This is a genomic window from Pseudomonas sp. B21-010 (genome assembly GCF_024749325.1).
Taxonomy (GTDB): domain Bacteria; phylum Pseudomonadota; class Gammaproteobacteria; order Pseudomonadales; family Pseudomonadaceae; genus Aquipseudomonas; species Aquipseudomonas kilonensis.
In genome coordinates, this window is record NZ_CP087198.1 from 1,845,569 (window position 1) to 1,866,889 (window position 21,321).

General features: G+C 48.0%; 19 protein-coding genes. All 19 read left to right on the forward strand.

All coding sequences use genetic code 11. From position 1 onward, the window contains the following. The first annotated feature begins 20 nt into the window (after window positions 1–20). The 19 genes from LOY50_RS08175 to LOY50_RS08265 all read left to right on the forward strand — a co-directional run bounded on the left by LOY50_RS08175 (window position 21) and on the right by LOY50_RS08265 (window position 21,297). Window positions 21–2,228 (forward strand): bifunctional prephenate dehydrogenase/3-phosphoshikimate 1-carboxyvinyltransferase, encoded by a 2,208-nt coding sequence (locus tag LOY50_RS08175; protein ID WP_258691214.1) that lies wholly within the window; start codon window positions 21–23, stop codon window positions 2,226–2,228. Next, window positions 2,225–2,914 (forward strand): (d)CMP kinase, encoded by a 690-nt coding sequence (gene cmk, locus LOY50_RS08180; RefSeq protein WP_014337227.1) that lies wholly within the window; start codon window positions 2,225–2,227, stop codon window positions 2,912–2,914. The genes LOY50_RS08175 and cmk overlap by 4 nt, the downstream gene beginning before the upstream one ends. Window positions 2,915–3,034: 120 nt before the next feature. Next, complete coding sequence (rpsA, locus tag LOY50_RS08185; RefSeq protein ID WP_014337228.1) at window positions 3,035–4,729, forward strand: 30S ribosomal protein S1; 1,695 nt, start codon at window positions 3,035–3,037, stop codon at window positions 4,727–4,729. A gap of 230 nt (window positions 4,730–4,959) precedes the next feature. Next, window positions 4,960–5,238: a hypothetical protein gene (locus tag LOY50_RS08190; RefSeq protein ID WP_018602958.1), complete on the forward strand. Its 279-nt coding sequence runs from the start codon at window positions 4,960–4,962 to the stop codon at window positions 5,236–5,238. Between the two features lie 136 nt (window positions 5,239–5,374). Beyond that, window positions 5,375–5,671 carry an integration host factor subunit beta gene (ihfB, locus tag LOY50_RS08195; protein WP_003199243.1) on the forward strand — a complete coding sequence of 99 codons (297 nt, stop codon included), beginning with the start codon at window positions 5,375–5,377 and terminating at the stop codon, window positions 5,669–5,671. Between the two features lie 26 nt (window positions 5,672–5,697). Continuing rightward, window positions 5,698–5,922 carry a LapA family protein gene (locus LOY50_RS08200; protein WP_253472511.1) on the forward strand — a complete coding sequence of 75 codons (225 nt, stop codon included), beginning with the start codon at window positions 5,698–5,700 and terminating at the stop codon, window positions 5,920–5,922. Window positions 5,923–6,112: 190 nt separating this feature from the next. After that, a complete protein-coding gene (locus LOY50_RS08205; protein WP_253472514.1) occupies window positions 6,113–7,147 on the forward strand; it encodes an LPS O-antigen chain length determinant protein WzzB in 1,035 nt (344 codons plus the stop codon). 933 nt (window positions 7,148–8,080) lie between these two features. After that, entirely contained in the window at window positions 8,081–9,358 is a 1,278-nt protein-coding gene (tviB, locus tag LOY50_RS08210; RefSeq protein ID WP_253472517.1) for a Vi polysaccharide biosynthesis UDP-N-acetylglucosamine C-6 dehydrogenase TviB, read from the forward strand. Window positions 9,359–9,418: 60 nt separating this feature from the next. Then, a complete protein-coding gene (locus LOY50_RS08215) occupies window positions 9,419–10,444 on the forward strand; it encodes an NAD-dependent epimerase/dehydratase family protein (protein WP_258690600.1) in 1,026 nt (341 codons plus the stop codon). Window positions 10,445–10,461: 17 nt separating this feature from the next. Beyond that, window positions 10,462–11,037, forward strand: coding sequence for a DapH/DapD/GlmU-related protein (locus tag LOY50_RS08220; RefSeq protein WP_253472523.1), 576 nt, complete (start codon window positions 10,462–10,464; stop codon window positions 11,035–11,037). Window positions 11,038–11,136: 99 nt separating this feature from the next. Continuing rightward, on the forward strand, window positions 11,137–12,267 hold the full coding sequence (rffA, locus tag LOY50_RS08225; protein WP_253472526.1) for a dTDP-4-amino-4,6-dideoxygalactose transaminase: 1,131 nt from the start codon (window positions 11,137–11,139) through the stop codon (window positions 12,265–12,267). Beyond that, complete coding sequence (locus tag LOY50_RS08230; protein ID WP_258690601.1) at window positions 12,264–13,670, forward strand: lipopolysaccharide biosynthesis protein; 1,407 nt, start codon at window positions 12,264–12,266, stop codon at window positions 13,668–13,670. Before rffA ends, LOY50_RS08230 begins: the two co-directional genes overlap by 4 nt. Next, entirely contained in the window at window positions 13,671–14,081 is a 411-nt protein-coding gene (locus tag LOY50_RS08235; protein ID WP_258690602.1) for a hypothetical protein, read from the forward strand. It begins immediately after the preceding gene. Next, window positions 14,078–14,950, forward strand: a complete 873-nt coding sequence (locus LOY50_RS08240; RefSeq protein WP_258690603.1) for a glycosyltransferase — start codon at window positions 14,078–14,080, stop codon at window positions 14,948–14,950. The genes LOY50_RS08235 and LOY50_RS08240 overlap by 4 nt, the downstream gene beginning before the upstream one ends. A gap of 61 nt (window positions 14,951–15,011) precedes the next feature. Further along, on the forward strand, window positions 15,012–15,971 hold the full coding sequence (locus tag LOY50_RS08245; protein WP_253472535.1) for an EpsG family protein: 960 nt from the start codon (window positions 15,012–15,014) through the stop codon (window positions 15,969–15,971). 118 nt (window positions 15,972–16,089) lie between these two features. Further along, window positions 16,090–17,979 (forward strand): asparagine synthase (glutamine-hydrolyzing), encoded by a 1,890-nt coding sequence (gene asnB, locus LOY50_RS08250; protein ID WP_253478455.1) that lies wholly within the window; start codon window positions 16,090–16,092, stop codon window positions 17,977–17,979. Next, complete coding sequence (locus tag LOY50_RS08255) at window positions 17,976–19,109, forward strand: glycosyltransferase (protein ID WP_253472538.1); 1,134 nt, start codon at window positions 17,976–17,978, stop codon at window positions 19,107–19,109. The genes asnB and LOY50_RS08255 overlap by 4 nt, the downstream gene beginning before the upstream one ends. Window positions 19,110–19,205: 96 nt before the next feature. Continuing rightward, the gene (locus LOY50_RS08260; RefSeq protein WP_258690604.1) at window positions 19,206–20,348 is read left to right on the forward strand and encodes a glycosyltransferase family 4 protein; all 1,143 of its coding nucleotides are present in this window, start codon (window positions 19,206–19,208) and stop codon (window positions 20,346–20,348) included. Beyond that, complete coding sequence (locus tag LOY50_RS08265) at window positions 20,341–21,297, forward strand: SDR family oxidoreductase (RefSeq protein ID WP_253472544.1); 957 nt, start codon at window positions 20,341–20,343, stop codon at window positions 21,295–21,297. The genes LOY50_RS08260 and LOY50_RS08265 overlap by 8 nt, the downstream gene beginning before the upstream one ends. Window positions 21,298–21,321 lie beyond the last annotated feature (24 nt).

Sequence of the window (21,321 nt, forward strand, 5' to 3'; positions counted from 1 at the left end):
CGCTGCAACCTGCTGCCCCTATGATCGGTCGCCTGGTGGTGGTCGGCCTGGGGTTGATTGGCGGTTCGTTTGCCAAGGGCTTGCGTGAAAGCGGTCTGTGCCGCGAGGTGGTCGGTGTCGACCTGGATCCGCAGTCGCGCAAGCTGGCCGTGGAGCTGGGAGTGGTTGATCGTTGCGAGGATGACCTGGCGATCGCTTGCCAGGGCGCGGACGTGATCCAGTTGGCGGTACCGATCCTGGCGATGGAAAAACTGCTGGCGCGTCTGGCGACCATGAGCCTGGGGCAAGCGATCCTGACCGACGTCGGCAGCGCCAAGGGCAACGTCGTACGTGCGGCCACCGAGGCCTTCGGCGGGATGCCGGCGCGTTTCGTGCCCGGCCATCCGATTGCCGGTTCCGAGCAGAGCGGGGTGGAAGCCTCCAACGCCGAACTGTTTCGTCGCCACAAAGTGATCCTCACGCCGCTGGACCAGACGGATCCAGCCGCGCTGGCGGTGGTGGACCGTTTGTGGCGCGAACTGGGCGCCGATGTCGAGCACATGCAGGTCGAGCGTCACGATGAAGTGTTGGCGGCCACCAGCCACTTGCCGCACCTGTTGGCGTTCGGCCTGGTGGATTCATTGGCCAAACGCAATGAAAATCTTGAGATCTTCCGTTACGCTGCCGGCGGTTTCCGCGATTTCACGAGAATCGCTGGAAGCGACCCGGTCATGTGGCACGACATCTTCCTCGCCAACCGCGAAGCTGTCTTGCGCACACTCGATACATTTCGCAGCGACCTCGACGCCTTGCGCGGCGCGGTCGATGCAGGGGACGGGCACCAATTGCTGGGCGTTTTCACACGCGCCAGGGTGGCCCGCGAGCATTTCAGTAAAATCCTGGCCCGTCGGGCCTATGTGGACGCTATGAACTCCAACGATCTGATTTTCCTGGCACAACCTGGTGGCTCCCTTAGCGGGCGTATTCGTGTACCGGGCGATAAATCGATTTCCCACCGTTCGATCATGCTCGGCTCCCTGGCCGACGGCGTGACCGAGGTGGAAGGCTTCCTCGAGGGCGAAGACGCCCTGGCGACGCTGCAAGCGTTTCGCGACATGGGAGTGGTCATCGAAGGTCCGCACCATGGTCGCGTGACCATCCATGGTGTCGGCCTGCACGGCCTCAAGCCTGCCCCGGGGCCAATCTACCTGGGTAACTCCGGAACCTCGATGCGCCTGTTGTCCGGCCTGCTGGCCGCGCAGGACTTCGACAGCACCCTGACCGGTGATGCCTCGCTGTCCAAGCGCCCGATGAATCGCGTCGCCAACCCGTTGCGGGAAATGGGCGCGGTCATCGAGACTGCCGCCGACGGTCGTCCGCCGATGATCATCCGCGGTGGCAACAAGCTCAAGGGCCTGACCTACACCATGCCAATGGCCAGCGCCCAGGTGAAATCCTGCCTGCTGCTGGCGGGTCTCTACGCCGAAGGCAAGACCACTGTCACCGAACCGGCCCCGACCCGCGACCATACCGAGCGCATGCTGCGCGGCTTCGGCTACCCGGTCACGGTCGATGGCGCCACGGCGTCCGTCGAGTCTGGCAGCAAGCTGACCGCGACCCACATCGAAGTGCCGGGCGACATCTCGTCGTCGGCATTCTTCCTGGTGGCCGCCTCGATCGCCGAAGGCTCCGACCTGGTGCTCGAGCACGTCGGCATCAACCCGACGCGTACCGGCGTGATCGACATCCTGCGCCTGATGGGGGCTGACATCACTCTGGAAAACCAGCGTGAAGTCGGCGGCGAGCCTGTGGCGGACCTGCGCGTACGAGCAGCTAAACTCAAGGGTATCGAGATTCCGGAGGCGCTGGTTCCGCTGGCCATCGATGAGTTCCCGGTGCTGTTCGTGGCGGCCGCCTGTGCAGAAGGGCGCACCGTATTGACGGGCGCCGAAGAGCTGCGGGTCAAGGAATCGGATCGCATCCAGGTGATGGCTGATGGCTTGCTCGCCCTTGGCGTCAAGTGCCAGCCAACGCCGGACGGCATCATCATCGACGGCGGCCAGATCGGCGGCGGCGAAGTCCATGGTCACGGTGACCATCGTATCGCCATGGCCTTCAGTGTTGCGTCTTTGCGCGCCAGCGCGCCGATTCGCATCCATGATTGCGCCAACGTCGCGACGTCGTTCCCGAACTTCCTGGCGCTGTGCGCACAGGTCGGTATCCGAGTGGCACAAGAGGCGCAGTCGTGAATATCAAGGCACCGGTCATCACCATCGATGGTCCGAGCGGTTCGGGCAAGGGTACCGTCGCCGGGATCCTGGCCAGGCAGCTGGGCTGGAACCTGCTTGATTCGGGTGCCTTGTATCGTCTATTGGCGTTCGCTGCCGCGAACCATGGCGTCGACCTGACCAACGAAGAGTTGCTCAAGGCACTGGCCGCTCATCTGGACGTGCAATTCATTGCCGCGACCGACGGTCAGCTCCAGCGCATCATTCTGGAAGGCGATGAGGTCAGTGACGTCATTCGTACCGAAAGCGTGGGCGCCGGGGCCTCCCAGGTCGCCGCGCTGCCGGCGGTGCGCGAAGCCTTGCTGCAGCGCCAGCGCGCATTCCAGGAGCCGCCGGGGTTGGTGGCGGACGGTCGCGACATGGGTACGGTGGTTTTCCCTGATGCGCCGCTGAAGATTTTCCTCACCGCCAGTGCGGAGGAGAGGGCGCGTCGCCGATATTTGCAGTTGAAGGGCAAAGGCGAGGATGTTAGTCTGTCGAGTCTGCTAGATGAGATCCGTGCACGCGATGAGCGTGACACCCAGCGCGCAGTAGCCCCGCTCAAGCCGGCGGCCGACGCGATACAGCTGGATTCCACGGAGTTGTCCATCGATCAGGTGCTGCAACGCATCATGAGCGAGATCGCCATTCGCGATATCGCCGGGTGACCAGGAAGCTTCGCAGGGGACCAGTCATAGTCCTGCGATGCTTCTTTTATATGAAACTAACCCACATCGTCTGGGATGTGGAGGCGGGCGTATTCTTCGCCCTAATCAACAGGAATTAAAATGAGCGAAAGCTTTGCGGAACTCTTTGAAGAAAGCCTGAAAACCCTGAACCTTCAGGCAGGCTCCATCATCACCGGTGTTATCGTTGATATCGATTACCAAGCTCGCTGGGTAACCGTTCACGCTGGTCTGAAGTCTGAAGCACTCATCCCGCTTGAGCAGTTCTACAACGACGCTGGCGAACTGAACATCAACGTCGGTGACGAAGTTCACGTTGCGCTGGACTCGGTTGAAGATGGCTTTGGTGAAACCAAGCTGTCCCGTGAAAAAGCCAAGCGCGCTGAATGCTGGATCGTTCTGGAAGCGGCTTTCGCAGCTGAGGAAGTGGTCAAGGGCGTTATCAACGGTAAGGTTAAAGGCGGCTTCACTGTCGACGTTAACGGCATCCGTGCGTTCCTGCCAGGTTCCCTGGTTGACGTCCGTCCAGTGCGCGATACCACGCACCTGGAAGGCAAAGAGCTGGAATTCAAGGTCATCAAGCTGGACCAGAAGCGCAACAACGTTGTCGTTTCCCGTCGCAGTGTCCTGGAAGCCGAGAACTCCGCCGAGCGTGAAGCTCTGCTGGAATCGCTGCAGGAAGGCCAACAGGTCAAAGGTATTGTCAAGAACCTCACCGATTACGGCGCATTCGTCGATCTGGGTGGCGTCGATGGCCTGCTGCACATCACCGACATGGCCTGGAAGCGTATCAAGCATCCTTCGGAAATCGTCAACGTTGGCGACGAGATCGATGTCAAGGTTCTGAAGTACGATCGCGAGCGTAATCGTGTTTCCCTGGGCCTCAAGCAACTGGGTGAAGATCCATGGGTCGCTATCAAAGCCCGTTACCCAGAAAGCACCCGCGTCACCGCTCGTGTTACCAACCTCACCGACTACGGCTGCTTCGCTGAGCTGGAAGAAGGCGTTGAAGGCCTGGTACACGTTTCCGAAATGGACTGGACCAACAAGAACATCCACCCTTCGAAAGTCGTACAAGTCGGCGACGAAGTGGAAGTCATGGTTCTGGACATCGACGAAGAGCGTCGTCGTATCTCCCTCGGCATCAAGCAGTGCAAGTCCAACCCATGGGAAGACTTCTCTGGCCAGTTCAACAAGGGCGATAAAATCTCCGGCACCATCAAGTCGATCACCGATTTCGGTATCTTCATTGGTCTGGACGGCGGCATCGACGGCCTGGTTCACCTGTCCGACATCTCCTGGAACGAAGTGGGCGAAGAAGCCGTACGTCGTTTCAAGAAGGGCGACGAGCTGGACACCGTTATCCTGTCGGTTGACCCAGAGCGCGAGCGCATCTCCCTGGGCATCAAGCAACTGGAAAGCGATCCGTTCTCCGAGTACGTTCAAGAGAACGACAAAGGCGCAATCGTTAAGGGCATCGTGAAAGAAGTTGACGCCAAAGGCGCCATCATCACTCTGGCCGACGATATCGAAGCGACTCTGAAAGCCTCCGAAATCAGCCGAGACCGCGTTGAAGACGCGCGCAACGTTCTGAAAGAAGGCGAAGAAGTAGAAGCCAAGATCATCAGCGTTGACCGCAAGAGCCGCGTAATCCAGCTCTCCATCAAGTCGAAAGACGATGCTGAAGAGAAAGAAGCAATCCAGAGCCTGCGCGACAAGCCAGCTACCTCTGACATTGCTGCTGGTCCTACCACTCTGGGCGACCTGCTGCGTGCACAGATGGAAAAACAGAACTGAGTTCTGTCAGACCATAGAAAAAGGGCGACTTCGGTCGCCCTTTTTTGTGCCTGCGATATTTTCAGATTTTTCCGACTCCCATAAGCGCTGCCAAACTGCGACCATTCGAGATGCTACGAAACCAACCCCTCAACCGGAGTGTCTCTTTTATGAAGCAGATCAATAATCTATCCAAGGGAGTTCCGGCTTGTGTGCGTAATGGGTCCAGGCTCTCTACCTAAAGGATCTGAATGAACAAGTTCTTTCTGGTGTTGGTCGTCCTGATGCTGGCGGGTTGCTCTACAAGCGCCAAGACCCACGCAGTGCGTGGTGTCAGCGGTATCGAGGTCGACTGCTCGGGATTGGGTTCCGGCTGGGAGAAGTGCCATAAGAGAGCTGCAAGGGAGTGTAAAGGTGCTGGCTACAAGGTGATTACCCGATCCGACGACGCGAAGGACGAAGATTGGTATCCCTTTGGTTTCAATCCGGCTGGCTATGTGACTCGTACGATGCTGGTCATCTGTCGGTAGCATCTCCCTGCTTGCGCGGAAAGAGGCGGTAGGGGAGTCAAGAAGAATGTCAATACTTGGGCTGTTCAAATCCCTCCGGTCATGCTAAAACCTTTTCAAGCGATTTTCCTAGCTGCTTGAAAAAGAAGGGAAAAATATGACGAAGTCGGAGTTGATCGAACGAATTGTCACCCATCAAGGGCTGCTCTCATCCAAGGATGTGGAGCTGGCCATCAAGACCATGCTTGAACAGATGTCCCAGTGCCTGGCGACTGGAGATCGCATCGAGATCCGCGGTTTCGGCAGCTTTTCCCTGCATTACCGCGCTCCGCGGGTTGGGCGCAACCCCAAAACGGGTCAGTCCGTCAGCCTTGATGGAAAGTTCGTCCCTCATTTCAAGCCAGGCAAAGAGCTTAGGGATCGTGTGAATGAGGAGGAGGGGGATGAGCTCTGACGGAGGTTTGAAAAGAAGGGGTATCTATGCGAAACTTTAAGCGCTTTGCGCTTGTCATACTAGCGCTGCTTTTGGTCTCTGCTATCGTACTGTTCGTGCTTGAAAATAATCAGCCAGTCTCACTGTCGTTTCTGGGATGGTTAGTGCCGCAGCTTCCGGTTTCGATTTGCGTGCTGCTGGCGCTTCTCGTTGGTATGGTAGTAGGCCCTTTGCTTGCATGGCTGGTGGGGACGCGTCGACGGTTGAAATAATGGATGTGTGAGCCCAGTAGTCTTGGTGTAAGGATCGCTACCGATAATTTTTCTGACTTTGGGTGTGTTTTGCTTGTAATTAATCTCTCTTTGTTTGCCGCTTTTTCCAGCGGAACACTGCTCGTCGTGCCTTTTAATGCGCTCGGTGTGCCTGTAAGTGGCGTCTTAAAAAATGGAAGAGAGGCCGTACATGCAGAATAATCGTGTTGAAGAGCGTGGCGCCGATGAAATAGATCTCATTGAACTTGTGCGTGGGCTTTGGGCTGAGAAATGGTTGATAGTAGGTATCACTCTCTTAGTTACGGTAGGCGCAGCGGCTTACGCATTTCTTAGTAAGCCGGTATATGAAGCCGAGCTTTTTATCATGCCTCCTACTCAAAACGGCATTGCCGAGTTGAATTACGGGCGAGGAAAAAGTACCGAGCTGGATACCTATTCCATCAAGCATGTTTATGATGTTTTTGCTCGAAATCTCCAGGGTGAGTCTCTTCGGCAGGCTTTCTTTAATGAAATATATCTACCTTCGCTTGAGGAGTCGCAGCGCAGGGGAGCGCTTGACCGCTTATATGAGCGCTTTTCTCGGGAACTGGTAATCAAAGGGCCTGGCAAGAGTACTCCGGATCGTTTCTCGGTGGCTGTTCAAGGCAGCGATCCCATACGCGCAACTGAATGGGCCAAAGCCTACGTCGCGCGCGCCAGCGAGGCTGCTGAGTCAGAACTAATCAAGAACGTGACGACTGAAGCGTCTGTGAAGGCGCGTAATCTCGAGCAGCGTATTATTAGTTTGCGTGAGGCTGCACAGCGGATCCGTGAGGATCGAATTCAGCAGCTGCGTGAGGCGCTGAAGATCGCTGAGTCAATTGGTCTAACGACGTCGACTATAAACTCTTCTGCTGCGGTCGATATAACGGTAGATGCCGGCAATAAGATGGATTACCAGCGAGGCAGTAAAGCGCTAGCAGCTGAGATCAAGGCGCTGGAATCAAGGACATCGGATGACGCATTTATATCAGATTTGCGATCGTTGCAGATGCGTTATAATTTTTATCGTAAATTAAATATAGACCCTGAGCGTATTTCTGTTTATCGGCAGGACGGTAATGTTGAAGTTCCCGCAAGTCCGATAAAACCACGCAAAGCTTTAATTCTGATTATTGGTTTTGCCGCTGGTCTAGTGCTTGGTGGTTTTCTTGCATTGATCCGGATGTTTTTTAAACGGCTGTAAGTAAAGCAGCTGGTTCGATTTGATTTCATCTTTTGGAAGGGTGCTTTAAATGCCTATCCTCCAAAAGGTTTTTGAAGGGTTGGTTCGAATATCGTAAGGCGGCCGTCTCCTTAGGACCTAAGGCAGTCGGAAAGGGCGAGCTTTGGGGCTTCATCGTGAGCCCTATTTTTGCAGGTGGCCGATGCCCCGCCTATGCATTGCGTAGGCTGGTTATTCGCTTCGCGAATCCCGAAATTCTGAAGGCCAAATGCTGAAATATCCCCTCTGCCAGCAGACAGGCATCCCGCCGCGTTCCCAGCGCGCAGGGCCAATTTAAATCCCAGGTGTGCGGCAGGCCAAAAGCATTCTTGATCTTTGCAATTGCGACTACGGATTTTCTTCTGATAGTCGTATAATCTGTGCGTCTAATTCGTTGTTTTTCATTTGCTGCTCTGAGTAATCCGAGAAATTTGCCTATTCTCAGGCCCCAGATGAGGGGGCTCGTGGGCGGAGCGGGAAAGAATTAATGTTTCAGGTACTGATCATGAGTATTGGTAAGACGACTATTGAATCTAATCCTTTTTGGCAGAAAGGTCGATGCCTGGTGCGATGCGGGTCCATACGAAAAAAATCGATAGGTCGGATTCTACCAGCGCAGTTCTCTTTAGGGTGGCGCGTTCTTCCCTTGTATAAAGAAAATGCGAAAGGGGAGGCTCAATCCTTCCAAGTCTTGCTATTCAAGGACCTCTCCAACAATTTTTTTGCTGATGTAGAGCGGCATTGGTTAAGTTCTGCTCTCAGGATAGATAATACAATAAGCTCTTTCGCCGGTTTTCTACTATCAGCTAGCTCCAGAGTACAAGAGGTAACTGACGCTCGTCGGACGGTATTTTCAAATGCGCGTTTGTTGCTTTTAAATAAAACTTATTAATTTATTGAACTGGGTTTTTAATTATGCATGAATTGAAGAATATCAAACTTGCCGTCATCGGTCTTGGTTATGTAGGGCTACCTTTAGCTGTTGAGTTCGCTAAGCACCGTTCGGTAGTTGGATTTGATATTAATCAGCCTCGTATAGATGCTCTAAAATCTGGGTGCGATGTTACACTTGAAGTAAGTGCTGTAGAGTTAAAAGAAGCCAAATACATCAGTTATAGCTGCTCTTTGGATGACCTTGCTCAATGTAATACCTTTATCGTTACCGTGCCAACACCTATCGATAAATACAATCAGCCAGATCTTATGCCGCTGATTAAAGCATCCGAAACTATAGGTAAAGTTCTTAAGAAGGACGATATCGTTATTTATGAGTCGACTGTCTATCCAGGCGCTACCGAGGAAGAGTGTGTTCCAGTATTGGAACGAATTTCCGGTTTGACCTATAATGTTGACTTTTTTGTGGGATACAGCCCTGAGCGTATCAATCCGGGGGACAAGGAACACCGTGTTACCACGATAAAAAAAGTGACTTCAGGTTCTACTCCCGAAACCGCGGATCTCATCGATGATTTGTATAATCAAATTATCATCGCGGGAACTCATAAAGCCAGCAGTATTAAAGTAGCCGAAGCGGCAAAGGTTATTGAGAATACTCAACGTGATCTTAATATTGCTTTGATTAATGAACTGGCGATTATTTTCAATAAAATGGGAATTGATACGGAAGCCGTATTACAGGCTGCGGGTACTAAATGGAATTTCCTGCCGTTTCGACCAGGCTTGGTAGGTGGGCATTGCATCGGTGTTGATCCATATTATTTGACTCATAAAGCCCAAGCTATTGGTTACCACCCTGAAATTATTCTTGCGGGACGGCGCCTAAATGACAGCATGGGCGCCTATGTCGTTTCTCAGCTTGTTAAAGCCATGCTAAAGCGCCGCATTCATGTTGATGGGGCCCGCGTTTTAATTATGGGGCTAGCATTCAAGGAGAACTGTCCCGATCTTCGTAACACTCGTATTGTAGATATTGTTAATGAACTGGCTGAATATAACATTGATGTCGATGTCTATGATCCATGGGTAAGCGTTGCGGAGTCTGAACATGAGTACGGCATTACGCCAATAGCTGAACCGCAAGCCGGCTTTTATGACGGGATTGTTCTTGCCGTGGCACATAATGAATTTCGAGAGCTTGGCGCTGAAAGTATTCGAGGATTTGGTCGGTCCAAGCATGTATTGTATGATTTGAAGTATTTATTGACGGCTGACGAGTCCGATATTCGATTGTAATAAAATACGACATGGACAACGTCGCTTTAGATTTATGGTAACTAAAAACCTGGAATTTTTATGACTCGCTACGAAACCCTTTTTGAAACACTCCCATTATCCCCGAAAAAATGGTTGATTAGTGGCGTGGCGGGGTTCATTGGATCAAACTTACTTGAAACTCTGCTCAAGCTTGATCAATATGTTATCGGTTTGGATAATTTCTCAACCGGACATAAGCACAATCTTGAAGAGGTCAGGAAAGAAGTAACTGCGGAACAATGGCGACGTTTCGAGTTTATTGAGGGAGATATACGCAATTTAGAAGTTTGTGAGCAGGCTTGTTCTTCTGTTGATTATGTGCTGCATCAAGCCGCTCTTGGATCCGTCCCGCGATCATTAAACGATCCGATAACAACCAACTCTACCAATATAGACGGTTTTTTGAATATGTTGGTGGCGGCCAGAAATGCAGCGGTAAAAAGTTTTACCTATGCTGCAAGTAGCTCGACTTACGGTGATCATCCTGGTTTGCCTAAAGTTGAAGATGTTATCGGTAAGCCATTATCGCCCTATGCAGTAACAAAATATGTAAATGAATTATATGCAGAAGTTTTTGCTCGCTGCTATGGATTCAATACTATTGGTTTACGCTACTTTAATGTATTTGGAAAACGTCAAGATCCAGAGGGCGCTTACGCTGCGGTGATCCCCAAATGGACTTCGTCTATGATCAAGGATGAAAGTGTATTTATTAATGGTGATGGCCAAACCAGCCGTGATTTTTGCTTTATAGAAAATACCGTGCAAGCTAATCTTCTAGCTGCTACAACCACCGACAAAAACGCTCTAAATCAAGTTTATAATGTTGCGGTAAGCGGTCGCACTGATTTAAATATGTTGTTTTCTATTTTGAAGAATGAATTGCTAAAAAACAATATTCCTTACAAAAAAGAAGTGGTCTATCGTGATTTCCGTGAAGGGGATGTAAGACACTCCCAGGCCGATATAAGTAAGATACAAAGTTTATTGGGGTACGATCCACAATTTAATATTGAGCAAGGCATCAAGCGCGCGATGCCTTGGTATGTTGATTTTCTTAACTGATTTGCGGGAGATGTAGGATGGCTTATTTGAATTCTACCGAGCTTAAGGCGCTAGGCCTCAAAAAGGTCGGCGAGGGCGTAAAAATAAGCGATAAGGCTTGCATCTATAATGCAGAAAATATCGAAATAGGAGATTACTCTCGTATAGATGATTTTTGCATAATATCCGGCAATGTTAAGATTGGGAAATATAATCACATTACTCCGATGTGCCTAGTAGCTGGAGGAATCCCTGGGATCGTATTGGAGGACTTTTGTACGCTGGCATATGGAGTGAAAGTATTTGCTCAATCAGATGATTATAGTGGTGAAACACTTACAAATTCTTTAATACCTAAGCAGTTCAAAAAGGAAAAGTTTGCTGCTGTAGTGTTAGAGAAACATGTGATTGTCGGTGCAAATTCTACAATTTTTCCCGGAGTCACTATTCAGGAGGGATGCTCGGTAGGTGCTATGACTTTGGTTACCAAGGATACCGGGTCGTGGGGCATCTATTTGGGGATCCCCGCGAGACGCATTCGGGATAGGAAAAAAGATTTATTGGCGCTGGAGAGTAAGTTTTTGGCCTACGCTTCCCAGCTAAAAAGTGAGTAGATCGATTATCAGATCGTTGGTTTTTGGCTTCTGGGCATTTTAAGTAGTTTTAACTCATGTCCTTATAGCGCTCCATAACTGAATTGATGAGAAAAAGCTATGATTCCTTTCAATAAACCACCATATACTGGCAATGAAGAAAAGCATGTCTTGTCTGCTATGCGCAGTGACAAAATATCAGGCGATGGATACTTTAGCGGTCTATGCCATCAATGGTTCGAAAGAGAGCTGCCTTGTAAAAAAGCCCTATTGACCCCCTCGTGTACGCATGCTTTGGAGATGGCTGCCATATTGGTGGATATTCAGCCAGGCGATGAAGTTATAATGCCAAGTTATACCTTTGTTAGTACAGCTAACGCTTTTGCTCTAAGGGGAGCAACCATCGTTTTTGTTGATATCAGACCTGATACAATGAATATTGATGAGAATCTTATTGAACAAGCTATAACAGAAAAAACAAAAGCTATTGTTCCTGTCCATTACGCTGGAGTTTCTTGTGAAATGGACATAATTATGGCCATTGCTGCGCGCCATAATATTTTTGTAATCGAGGATGCAGCACAAGGTCAAGGGGCGAGCTATAAAGGTCGTGCTCTAGGTAGTATTGGACATCTAGGGGCTTATAGTTTTCATGAAACGAAAAACTATACGAGCGGCGGCGAAGGAGGGCTATTAATAATCAACGATTCTCAGTTTGTTAATCGAGCTGAGATAATTCGTGAGAAAGGAACCAACCGTAGTCAGTTTTTCCGTGGAATGGTCGATAAATATAGCTGGGTAGATATTGGAAGTAGTTATTTGCCATCTGATCTTCAGGCCGCCTATCTTTGGGGGCAGCTAGAGGTTTCGGATACTATAAAGAAAGCAAGAATGGATGTATGGGTTAAATATAGCACAGGTCTCCAATCTTTGGAGAGGGATGGCTATATTACTCTCCCAACGGTGCCCTCTGAATGTGAGCATAATGCTCATATGTTTTATTTAAAGGTGGCTAATTTAGAAGTTCGAACTCAGCTGTTGAAGCATTTATCTGATGCCGGTGTTCATGCTGTTTTCCACTATGTGCCTCTTCACTCTGCGGCATGCGGGGAACGTTACAGTCGTTTCCATGGCAGGGACACTCAAACAACAAGCGGAAGTGAGCAGCTCATTCGGTTGCCCATTTGGTACGGGATATCTGAAGAAAATATTATTCAGATTATTGACGCCGTTCAGAGATTTTTTCGTTGAACGTAAGAACAGTTTTTATTTATGCCTCGGGAATCGGTTTCGGGGCAATACTTAGTCTCATCACGCTGCCTATACTCGCTTGGATGTTTTCTCCCGAAGATGTCGGGCGAGTCGCGTTATTTCAACTGTCGTTATCTCTAATAGTTGTTTTCTTCTCTTTTGGACTCGACCAGTCTTATGTTAGAAAATTCAATGAAGTGGATGATGCGACAGTTTTGGCAAGAGCGTGCATAGCGCCAGGTTTATTGTTGTTGCTATTTTCAATAATTGTTGCATGTTTTTACGTCGAAGAAATTTCCTTTCGCCTGTTTGATATTAAAGATTTTACGCTGTTCACTATTTTTTGTTTTTCGGCCATTATGTTGTATTTGGAGCGTTTTTTTTCCGTTTTTATTCGGATGAAAGAAATGTCTTTTGCCTATAGTATGACTAGGGTGCTTCCCAAACTTTTATTCTTGGTTCTTGTTGCTAGTCTATTTTTGTTTCCAGAAAAGAAAAGTTTTATCATTTTGTCTGGTATGCAAAGTATAAGCTGGTCGTTAGTTGTAATTATCATGCTTTTTTTTCTGAATGATAAATATATTTCGTTCAGATGTGAATTCTTGGAAAGCCAGAGGCTGAAGGAGCTAATCAGCTTTGGCTTTCCGTTAATGATAAGTGGAATCGCTTTTTGGGGATTGAATTTTATAGATAGAATAATGCTCAAGGAGTTTTCATCGTTGGCGCAGCTGGGTATTTATGCGGTGGCATCTACCTTGGCGGGAGCTGCAATCCTATTTCAACAAATTTTCACAACAATGTGGCATCCACTGATTTATAAATGGGTGTCAGAAGATTTAGCTGAAGGAAAGATGAAAGGAGTAGCCGACGCGGTCCAGGTATTCTCATTATTGCTAATTTGTCTAGCCGCTTTGTTTTCCTTCTTGATCAGCTATTTTCTTCCTGTTGAATACCTAACGGTTCAATTTTTACTACCTGCATGCTTGGTTCCGCCGCTCTACATGATGGTGACGGAAGTCACTGGGATCGGGATTAGTATCTCAAAAAAGACGAAATTCCTTCCTGTCATCACCATTATTTGTATGGCCGTAAATTTAAGCTTGAATTATTTTCTGATACCTTCATTTGGCGCTGGTGGCGCAGCAGCCGCTACGGCTATTTCCTTTTTTCTGTACTTAATACTTAAAACAGAAATGTCAAATTTTTTGTGGGTCTCGTTTTCAAATATAAAATTTTATGTGTGCTCGATACTAGTAATCCTGCTAAGTGCTTTTGGCGCCCTCTATGGTAATGAGTATGAGGCAGAAATACATGTCGCTTGGTTTGTGATCTTAATGATCTGTATTTTGAGCTATATCGGACAGATACAGCAATTTTATGTTTTGGCGAAAGGTCGCTTCTAAATGTTATTCGTTCATGGTTCTTTAGCAATCGGTGGAATTGAAACATTCTATGTGCGGATGGCTCAATGCAGAAAAAAGAAAGGATTGATGACTAAATTTTTAATTCTTTCACCTGAAAGTAAAAGTGATGCTGAGCTTGTGCGTCGAGCCAGAGAGTATGCGGATGTATATTTTCTGGATGAAATACTTTTGTTGCCGCTTCCGAGGCGTGCTGTTGTTTATCATTTTTCTTTGCTCTATCCGCTCCAATATTCGATGCTGAAAGAAATATTTGATGGGATTAGCAGTGCGCATGTTTCGAACGGATTTTGCGCCCATATGCTGATACGTTTAAGCGCAATCATAGGAAGGAGCTTACCTATCTCGATAGGTCTTTACCATTCCATGGAGTTTTCTTGGGGGGGGGCTTGAAAAAATTACCTTTCTTCGAAAAAAACAATCGTCAAATATTTTTCTGTTTGCATAACGCACGTGGTTTGATTTTTTTTAACGAAAAGATGGTTGAACGTTATTCAACCATAACTGGAAAGGACTTCAGTGATGTTAGCTTGTTTCCTCTTGGAGTGGTTGACCAGTTAGCAAACCCCATCCCCAAAAAGTTCGGTGATGAACTGTCCATTTGTTCGGTGGGTCGTCTAGTGGAGTTTAAAGGGTATAATCTCTGGATGCTAGATGTAGTTAACAGTCTCCGAAAGTTGGGGGTTAAAGTTAGTTATAGTATCTACGGATATGGTCCTTTAGAAAACATAATGTCGGATAAGATAAAAGCGCTGGATCTGGAAGAGGTTGTGTCTCTTAAGGGAAGCCTTGAATATTCAGCTTTCACTGATGTGGTGTCGCAATTTGACGTTTTTGTGGGGTCAGGAACCGCTTTGGTTGAGGCTGCCGGATTGGGCGTTCCATCGCTGATCGGAATTGAGAATACCAATGAGCCTTCTACATACGGTTTTTTGAGTGAGTTGCCTGGTTTCTCTTATAATGAGGACGGGTTGTATCCTAAGAAAGATGTGGTAAAGATGTTTGTTGATTTTAATAATTACACGGAGGCTGAGAAACAGGCGTTAAGTGAGGCACACGTAGCAAAGTCGGCAATATTTTCTGTCGAGACGTGTGTGGAGAACTTTGCCAAGGTCAGTCCGGAACCCGTGTTGGATTCAAGTTTGATATCGAAGTCGCGCGTGCTTTATCGTCTGCTTTATACGGGCAGTTTTGTAGTGTACTCGTTTTTGTTAAGGCTTAAGGGACGGACGTTGAGTCAGACAGTAAGTACGGTTGAGTGACTGAGAAAATTATTGTCGGATAGTAAGAATTAGGAGAGTAGATATTTATTTCTCAATTAACATGTCTCGCTATTTATTGGCCTGTTTTATATTGGCGTTGATATTCGCTTTGGGCCTGGCTTCGCTGCCAGTTGATGCTTTTGTGGATAGAGAAAACTATCTGACATATGCTTCAAGTTCCGCGGAAATTTTTGAGCGAGGGAGCGGAGAGGGATGGCTTTATATTCTTACAAATGAGCCGGTATGGTTGTTGGTGAATGTCGCACTTTCGTTAGTGTTTGCTGATGAAACGGTGGTAAGACTTGTCGTATTTCTATCCGCATTCATAACTGCTTATCTATCCCTTAAGATTGATAGTAAGTACTTTTTGATCTTGTTGCTGTTTTTACTTTTGCCGCAAGTGATGAAAAATTATATTGTCCATCTCCGACAGGGTTTGGCCGTAGCTTTTTTTCTAATTGGATGGTTTTCAAGAGGTAAATGGGTTCGTAATCTGTTTATGCTCCTTACTCCTTTTGTTCACGCTTCGTTTTTCTTTGTGCTGGTTATTTACTACTGTAGTGTAATGTTGGCTCGGCTTAGATTTTCGTCAGGGTTGCGAATTATAACCTTTACGTTTGTTGGTTTAGGCGCCGCATCCGTTACTCTTTGGTTGGCTTCCAGTCTAGGGGCAAGGCAAGCAGAGGTTTACGGAGAAGGTAGTTTACAGATTAGCGGTTTGGGTTTTGTGTACTGGCTTACTATTGCCATACTATTTCTGCTGCAAGGGAAGAAGTTTCTTAACAGCAATAGTTTTCAGATGGGGATGCTTGTTTTTTATTTAGCTATATATTTTTTTCTACCCATATCAGCAAGGATTTTCGAGAGTTCTGTGCTTCTTGTGTTGATTTCCGGGCTTCGATTGACATCATGGCGGTTGTATCTGTATTTGTTGCTATTGTTGTTCTATTTCCTAATGCTATGGATTCCTAGACTTTCCCAACCTGGTTTTGGATGGGGAGTGGAAAATTATATAGGCTGAAATTGAGGGCGCGTGATATTTTAGTTGGTCGCGCACCGTGATTAATGCAACACTATTGCAATGTAATGGTCGAGCGCTTTATTATGCATCGCATGGTGATTTTAAGGACAAGAACCTAATGTGTGGGTTTTCCGGTTTTTTGACGTTAAAGGCGGATCTTGACGATTCTCCAGGGCTCTTGAGAAGAATGGGCGATGCTATTTATCACAGGGGACCTGATGATAACGGCGAGTGGTTCGACGGAAATGCGGGAATTGGTTTTTCTCACCGAAGATTGGCAATTATCGACGTTTCGGCTGCGGGGCATCAACCGATGGCTTCACCCTGCGACCGGTATGTCATTGCCTTTAACGGTGAAATCTATAATCACTTGGAACTTCGAAGCCGTTTGGCTAATGAAGGGCGTAGCTTTTGCTGGGCTGGGCACTCTGATACCGAAACATTGTTAGCCTGTTTTTCGGCATGGGGTATAGAAAGCACGCTTCGCGCGACGGTGGGAATGTTTGCGATCGCCTTATGGGATCGTGAAACTCGTGTCTTGACTCTGGCCCGTGATCGTATGGGTGAAAAGCCTCTTTACTGGGGGTGGCAAGATGGAGTGCTTTTGTTCGGTTCTGAGTTGAAGTGTCTTAAGGTGCATCCAGCATTCAAGGCTCAGATCAGCCGTAATGCATTGGCTCTTTTAATGCGTTATAACTATATTCCAGCGCCGTATAGTATCTATACAGGAATAGCTAAACTGTTGCCGGGTCATTATTTGCAGTTGTCAGCCGGGCCAATAAGTGAGGAAAGTCAGCCTATTCCCTTTTGGGAAATGAATGTTGCGGTCGAAGCAGGCATCGCGAATCCCTTTAATGGTACAGAGGAACAGGCCATTGATGCACTGGAGTCTGAGCTAGTTCAGGGGATTGGTAGGCAAATGTTAGCGGATGTACCGCTTGGCGCTTTTTTAAGTGGCGGTGTAGATAGCAGCACTATTGTTGCTCTGATGCAAAAGCAAAGCAGCCGTCCAGTCAAAACGTTCACAATCGGGTTTCACGAGTCAGGATATAACGAGGCTGAGCACGCGTTAGAGGTAGCTAGGCATCTGGGAACGGAACACACGGAAATATATATCCAATCCAGTGACGCCTTGGACGTAATTCCTCGCCTACCTGGGATCTACTCTGAGCCTTTTGCGGATAGCTCGCAAATTCCCACTTATCTCGTGAGCCATCTCGCCAAGCAGCAGGTGACTGTCGCCCTTAGCGGCGACGGCGGCGATGAGTTGTTTGGGGGGTATAATCCTTATCAGTTTGCTCCACGTATGTGGGGTGTGTTTGATCGTTTGCCTCTGTCGTTACGAGGCGCCGCAGCATCGGTTATGGGGCTTGCTCCTCTTCCAGGAAAAATGCAAAAGCTTTTAGAGGTTATGGGAGCGCCGGATCGCGAGGAGTTCTATCGTCGGCTACTTAGTCATTGGCAGCACCCAAACCAGCTGGTTTTGGGCGCTTTTGAGCCCCCTACATTGTTAAACTCAAAAAGTTCTTGGCCTTCAGTAGATAATTATCAAAATTGGATGATGGCCATGGATGCCAAAACCTATATGACTGATGACATTCTGGTGAAGGTGGATCGAGCCGCGATGGCAAACAGTCTGGAGACTAGAGTGCCAATGCTAGATCACCAGGTTGTAGAGCTGTCATGGCGTCTGCCGCTGAGTATGAAAATACGTGACGGGAAAGGTAAGTGGATACTCCGTGAAGTGCTATATCGTCACGTGCCTCGAGAAATGATAGAGCGTCCCAAAAAAGGATTTTCCGTACCTATTGCGTCTTGGTTGCGAGGCCCCCTCAGGGATTGGGCTGAAACACTGCTGCAGGAACAGCGTCTTAAAAAGGAGGGCTATTTTAATTCCACCATAGTTAGAAAAGCATGGAGTGACCACCTGACTGGCAAAGCGAATAATTCCACCAAGCTCTGGAGCATATTGATGTTTCAAGCATGGCTGGAGGCTCAGAGCTCATGAAAGTCATTCATGTCATCGTTGGATTAAATATTGGCGGTGCTGAACTTATGCTCTTGCGACTCTCTGAGTCGTTTAATAATGATATTGATCAAAATCATTCCATCATTTCATTAACTGATCTGGGTAGATTGGGAGCAGAACTTCGAGCGAGAGGACGAGACGTTACCACCCTGAATATGCGAGGCGCTCTTGATGTTCCAAGAGTGCTTTTTAATCTATATAAAATTTTTCGAAAAAATGCCCCCGATGTTGTTCAAACTTGGATGTATCATGCAGATTTGATTGGTGGTGTCGCTGCTAGATTAGCCGGCGTTCGTAATGTTATTTGGGGAATTCGTACCACTAATGTGAATAGCGGCGTTAGTAGAGTTACGGGATGGATTCGACAATGTTGTGCTATTTTATCTCATTTCGTTCCTAAATTGATCATCTGTGCTGCCAATGCATCTAGGGTCGAGCATGAGCGAATCGGCTACAACAGTGCGAAGATGATGGTCATTCCCAATGGATTCGATCCTGAGGTGCTAACGGCTTCGGTGCAGGAGCGGCAAGCTCTTCGCATAGCTGCTGGTTTTTCTCCAGAAGATTTGGTGGTGGGCAGTCTCGGCCGATATAATTTGGCGAAAGATCACGAAAATTTTATTTCGACAGCTTCGCTGTTGCTTGGCGATTATCCGAATGTCAAGTTTTTACTTGTTGGTCGTGATCTGACCTCTGAAAATAAACCATTAATGACATTGATTCGTTCGACCGGATACCCCGAGCGTTTCGTATTACTGGGCGAACGAAAGGATGTCCCCGTTTGCCTAAAGGCTATGGATATCTTTTGTCTGCATTCACGGACAGAGGGGTTTCCAAACGTATTGGGTGAAGCTATGACCATGGGATTGCCCTGCGTGGCGACGGATGTCGGAGATGCCGCATTCCTAGTCGGTGAGACAGGGATAGTGGTTGAGCCACAGAACCCTCGTGCCTTGGCTGAAGGATTGAAGTGTTTAATTTCGGCAGGAGACGTTTATCGTTCCGATTTGGGCCAAAAAGCACAGCTTCGGATCTATGAGCATTTCACAATGCGCTATGCCAAGTCTCGTTTCAGCGAGGCTTATAAGAAAATTTGCCCAGGGAAGTAATGCGTGTGATGTTTGGCGAGATGGTGCATCTTAAGCTATTCTTGACTTCGATTTTTTCAAAGCCACGCTGCCTCAAATCTAGCTGGATATACAGCAATGACAGATAAACTGCTGATGATTGTGAATGACCCTGCTTTTTTTATTTCGCACCGACTGGCAATTGCTGAAGCTGCAAAAGAGATGGGGTATGAGACGCACATTGCGACTATGGACGGCGAAGCTGTAAGCAGCATTACGGATAAAGGGTTTATTCATCACTTGTTGCCCCTTTCCCGAAGTGGAAGTAATCCGTTCAGTGAGTTGTTTTCTTTATTTTCTGTCTGGCGTCTGCTTTGGAAAGTAAAGCCGAAAATCCTGCATTTGGTTACGATCAAACCCGTAATTTACGGAGGAATCGCTGCACGCTTTGCGCCAGTGAAAGGGGTTGTCGCCGCAGTTTCAGGTCTCGGATTTGTATTCGTTTCCCAAGGGATTAAAGCCACTCTATTACGTAAAGTGGTGAATTTTTTCTATAAGCTAGCCTTGGGCAAAAAAAATCTACGCGTAATTTTCCAGAATCCGGATGATTGTGCTGTTCTGACAGGTTTTAGCATAGTAGATAGAAACAAGGCCGAGATGATCCGCGGGTCTGGTGTCGATCTGAATCTGTATTCGTTTATGCCAGAAAATATGTCTCAAACCCCCGTTGTCTGTTTCGCTGCCCGGCTGTTGCGGGACAAGGGAGTAATCGAATTTGTCGAAGCTGTGAAAATTCTTCAATTAAGGGGAGTTGCTGCCCGGTTTCAGATTGTCGGTGATGTCGATCTTGGAAATCCGGCGACCATTACTCCTGCGGAAATTGCGACTTGGCGGGACGAAGGAATCATCGAGTTATTAGGCTATCGTAAGGACATTGGAGAGTTGTTCACCAATGCCAATATTGTAACGTTGCCCTCCTATCGCGAAGGGCTACCTAAGGTTTTAGTTGAGGCTGCTGCATGTGGCCGGGCGGTCGTTACTACAGACGTTCCTGGTTGCCGTGACGCGATCGATCCCAATGTTACGGGCTTGCTTGTCCCAGTACGAGATGCTATGGCTTTGGCCGATAGTCTTGAAGAGCTGATCCAAAACGCTGAGGTTCGACAGAGGATGGGAATTGCGGGTCGAGCGTTGGCGGAAAGAGCATTTAATATAAAAAAAATAGTACAGCAACATCTGGATATTTATTCAAAGTTAGAGCGAGCGTCTAATTGTGAGTGAGAAAGTTCTCGTCACCGGAGCAAACGGATTTGTCGGTTCTGCGCTGATTAAACTATTGTTATCTCATGACAAACAAGTGGTAGCGCTTGTCCGACAGAATACTATAGATTTTCCAGCGGACGTTCAGACTGCAATTTTACCTGAAACCGGTATGATCTCCGATTCGGTTATGAATGGTGTTCGATCGCTTGTTCATTGTGCCGCACGTGTTCATATCATGAACGATAGCTCAAGTGATCCACTGGCTGATTTTCGTAAGGTAAATGTGAGCTTTACTCTTGATTTGGCGCGTAAGGCAGCTGTAGCTGGAGTGAAGCGATTCATTTTTTTAAGCTCCATAAAAGTTAATGGGGAGGCCACTGTCCCTGGCTGCCCATACCAAGCGGATGATACTCCGGCACCGATAGATCCATATGGCATTTCAAAAATGGAGGCAGAGCAAGGATTAAAACGTATCGCCGAAGAGTCTGGAATGGAGGTTGTTATTATTCGTCCGGTTTTAGTATACGGCCCAGGAGTAAAGGCAAACTTCCGTAGCATGATGAGTTGGTTGAGTCGTGGTATTCCCTTGCCGCTAGGTGACATTCGAAACAAACGAAGCCTGGTCTCTCTGGGTAATTTGGTAGACTTGATTCTGGTCTGCCTGGATCATCCAAAAGCAGCAAATCAAATATTTATGGTTAGTGATGGTGAGGATGTTTCCACTACTGAGCTATTGGTACGGATGGGGAAGGCTTTGGAAAAAAAAGCTGTGTTAATTCCCATGCCACCAGTTGTTTTGAATATAGGCGCTGCCTTGCTCGGGCGCAGGGATATAGCCCTTAGGCTTAACGGTTCGCTTCAGGTTGACATTAGAAAAACTTGCGAGCTATTGGACTGGCGTCCTGTTGAGAGCTTGGATGAAGGCCTGCGGAAGGCTGCTAGGGATTTCAAGTCAAATGCAGTTTAGTTATTTTTTACCTCTCAGCGGAAG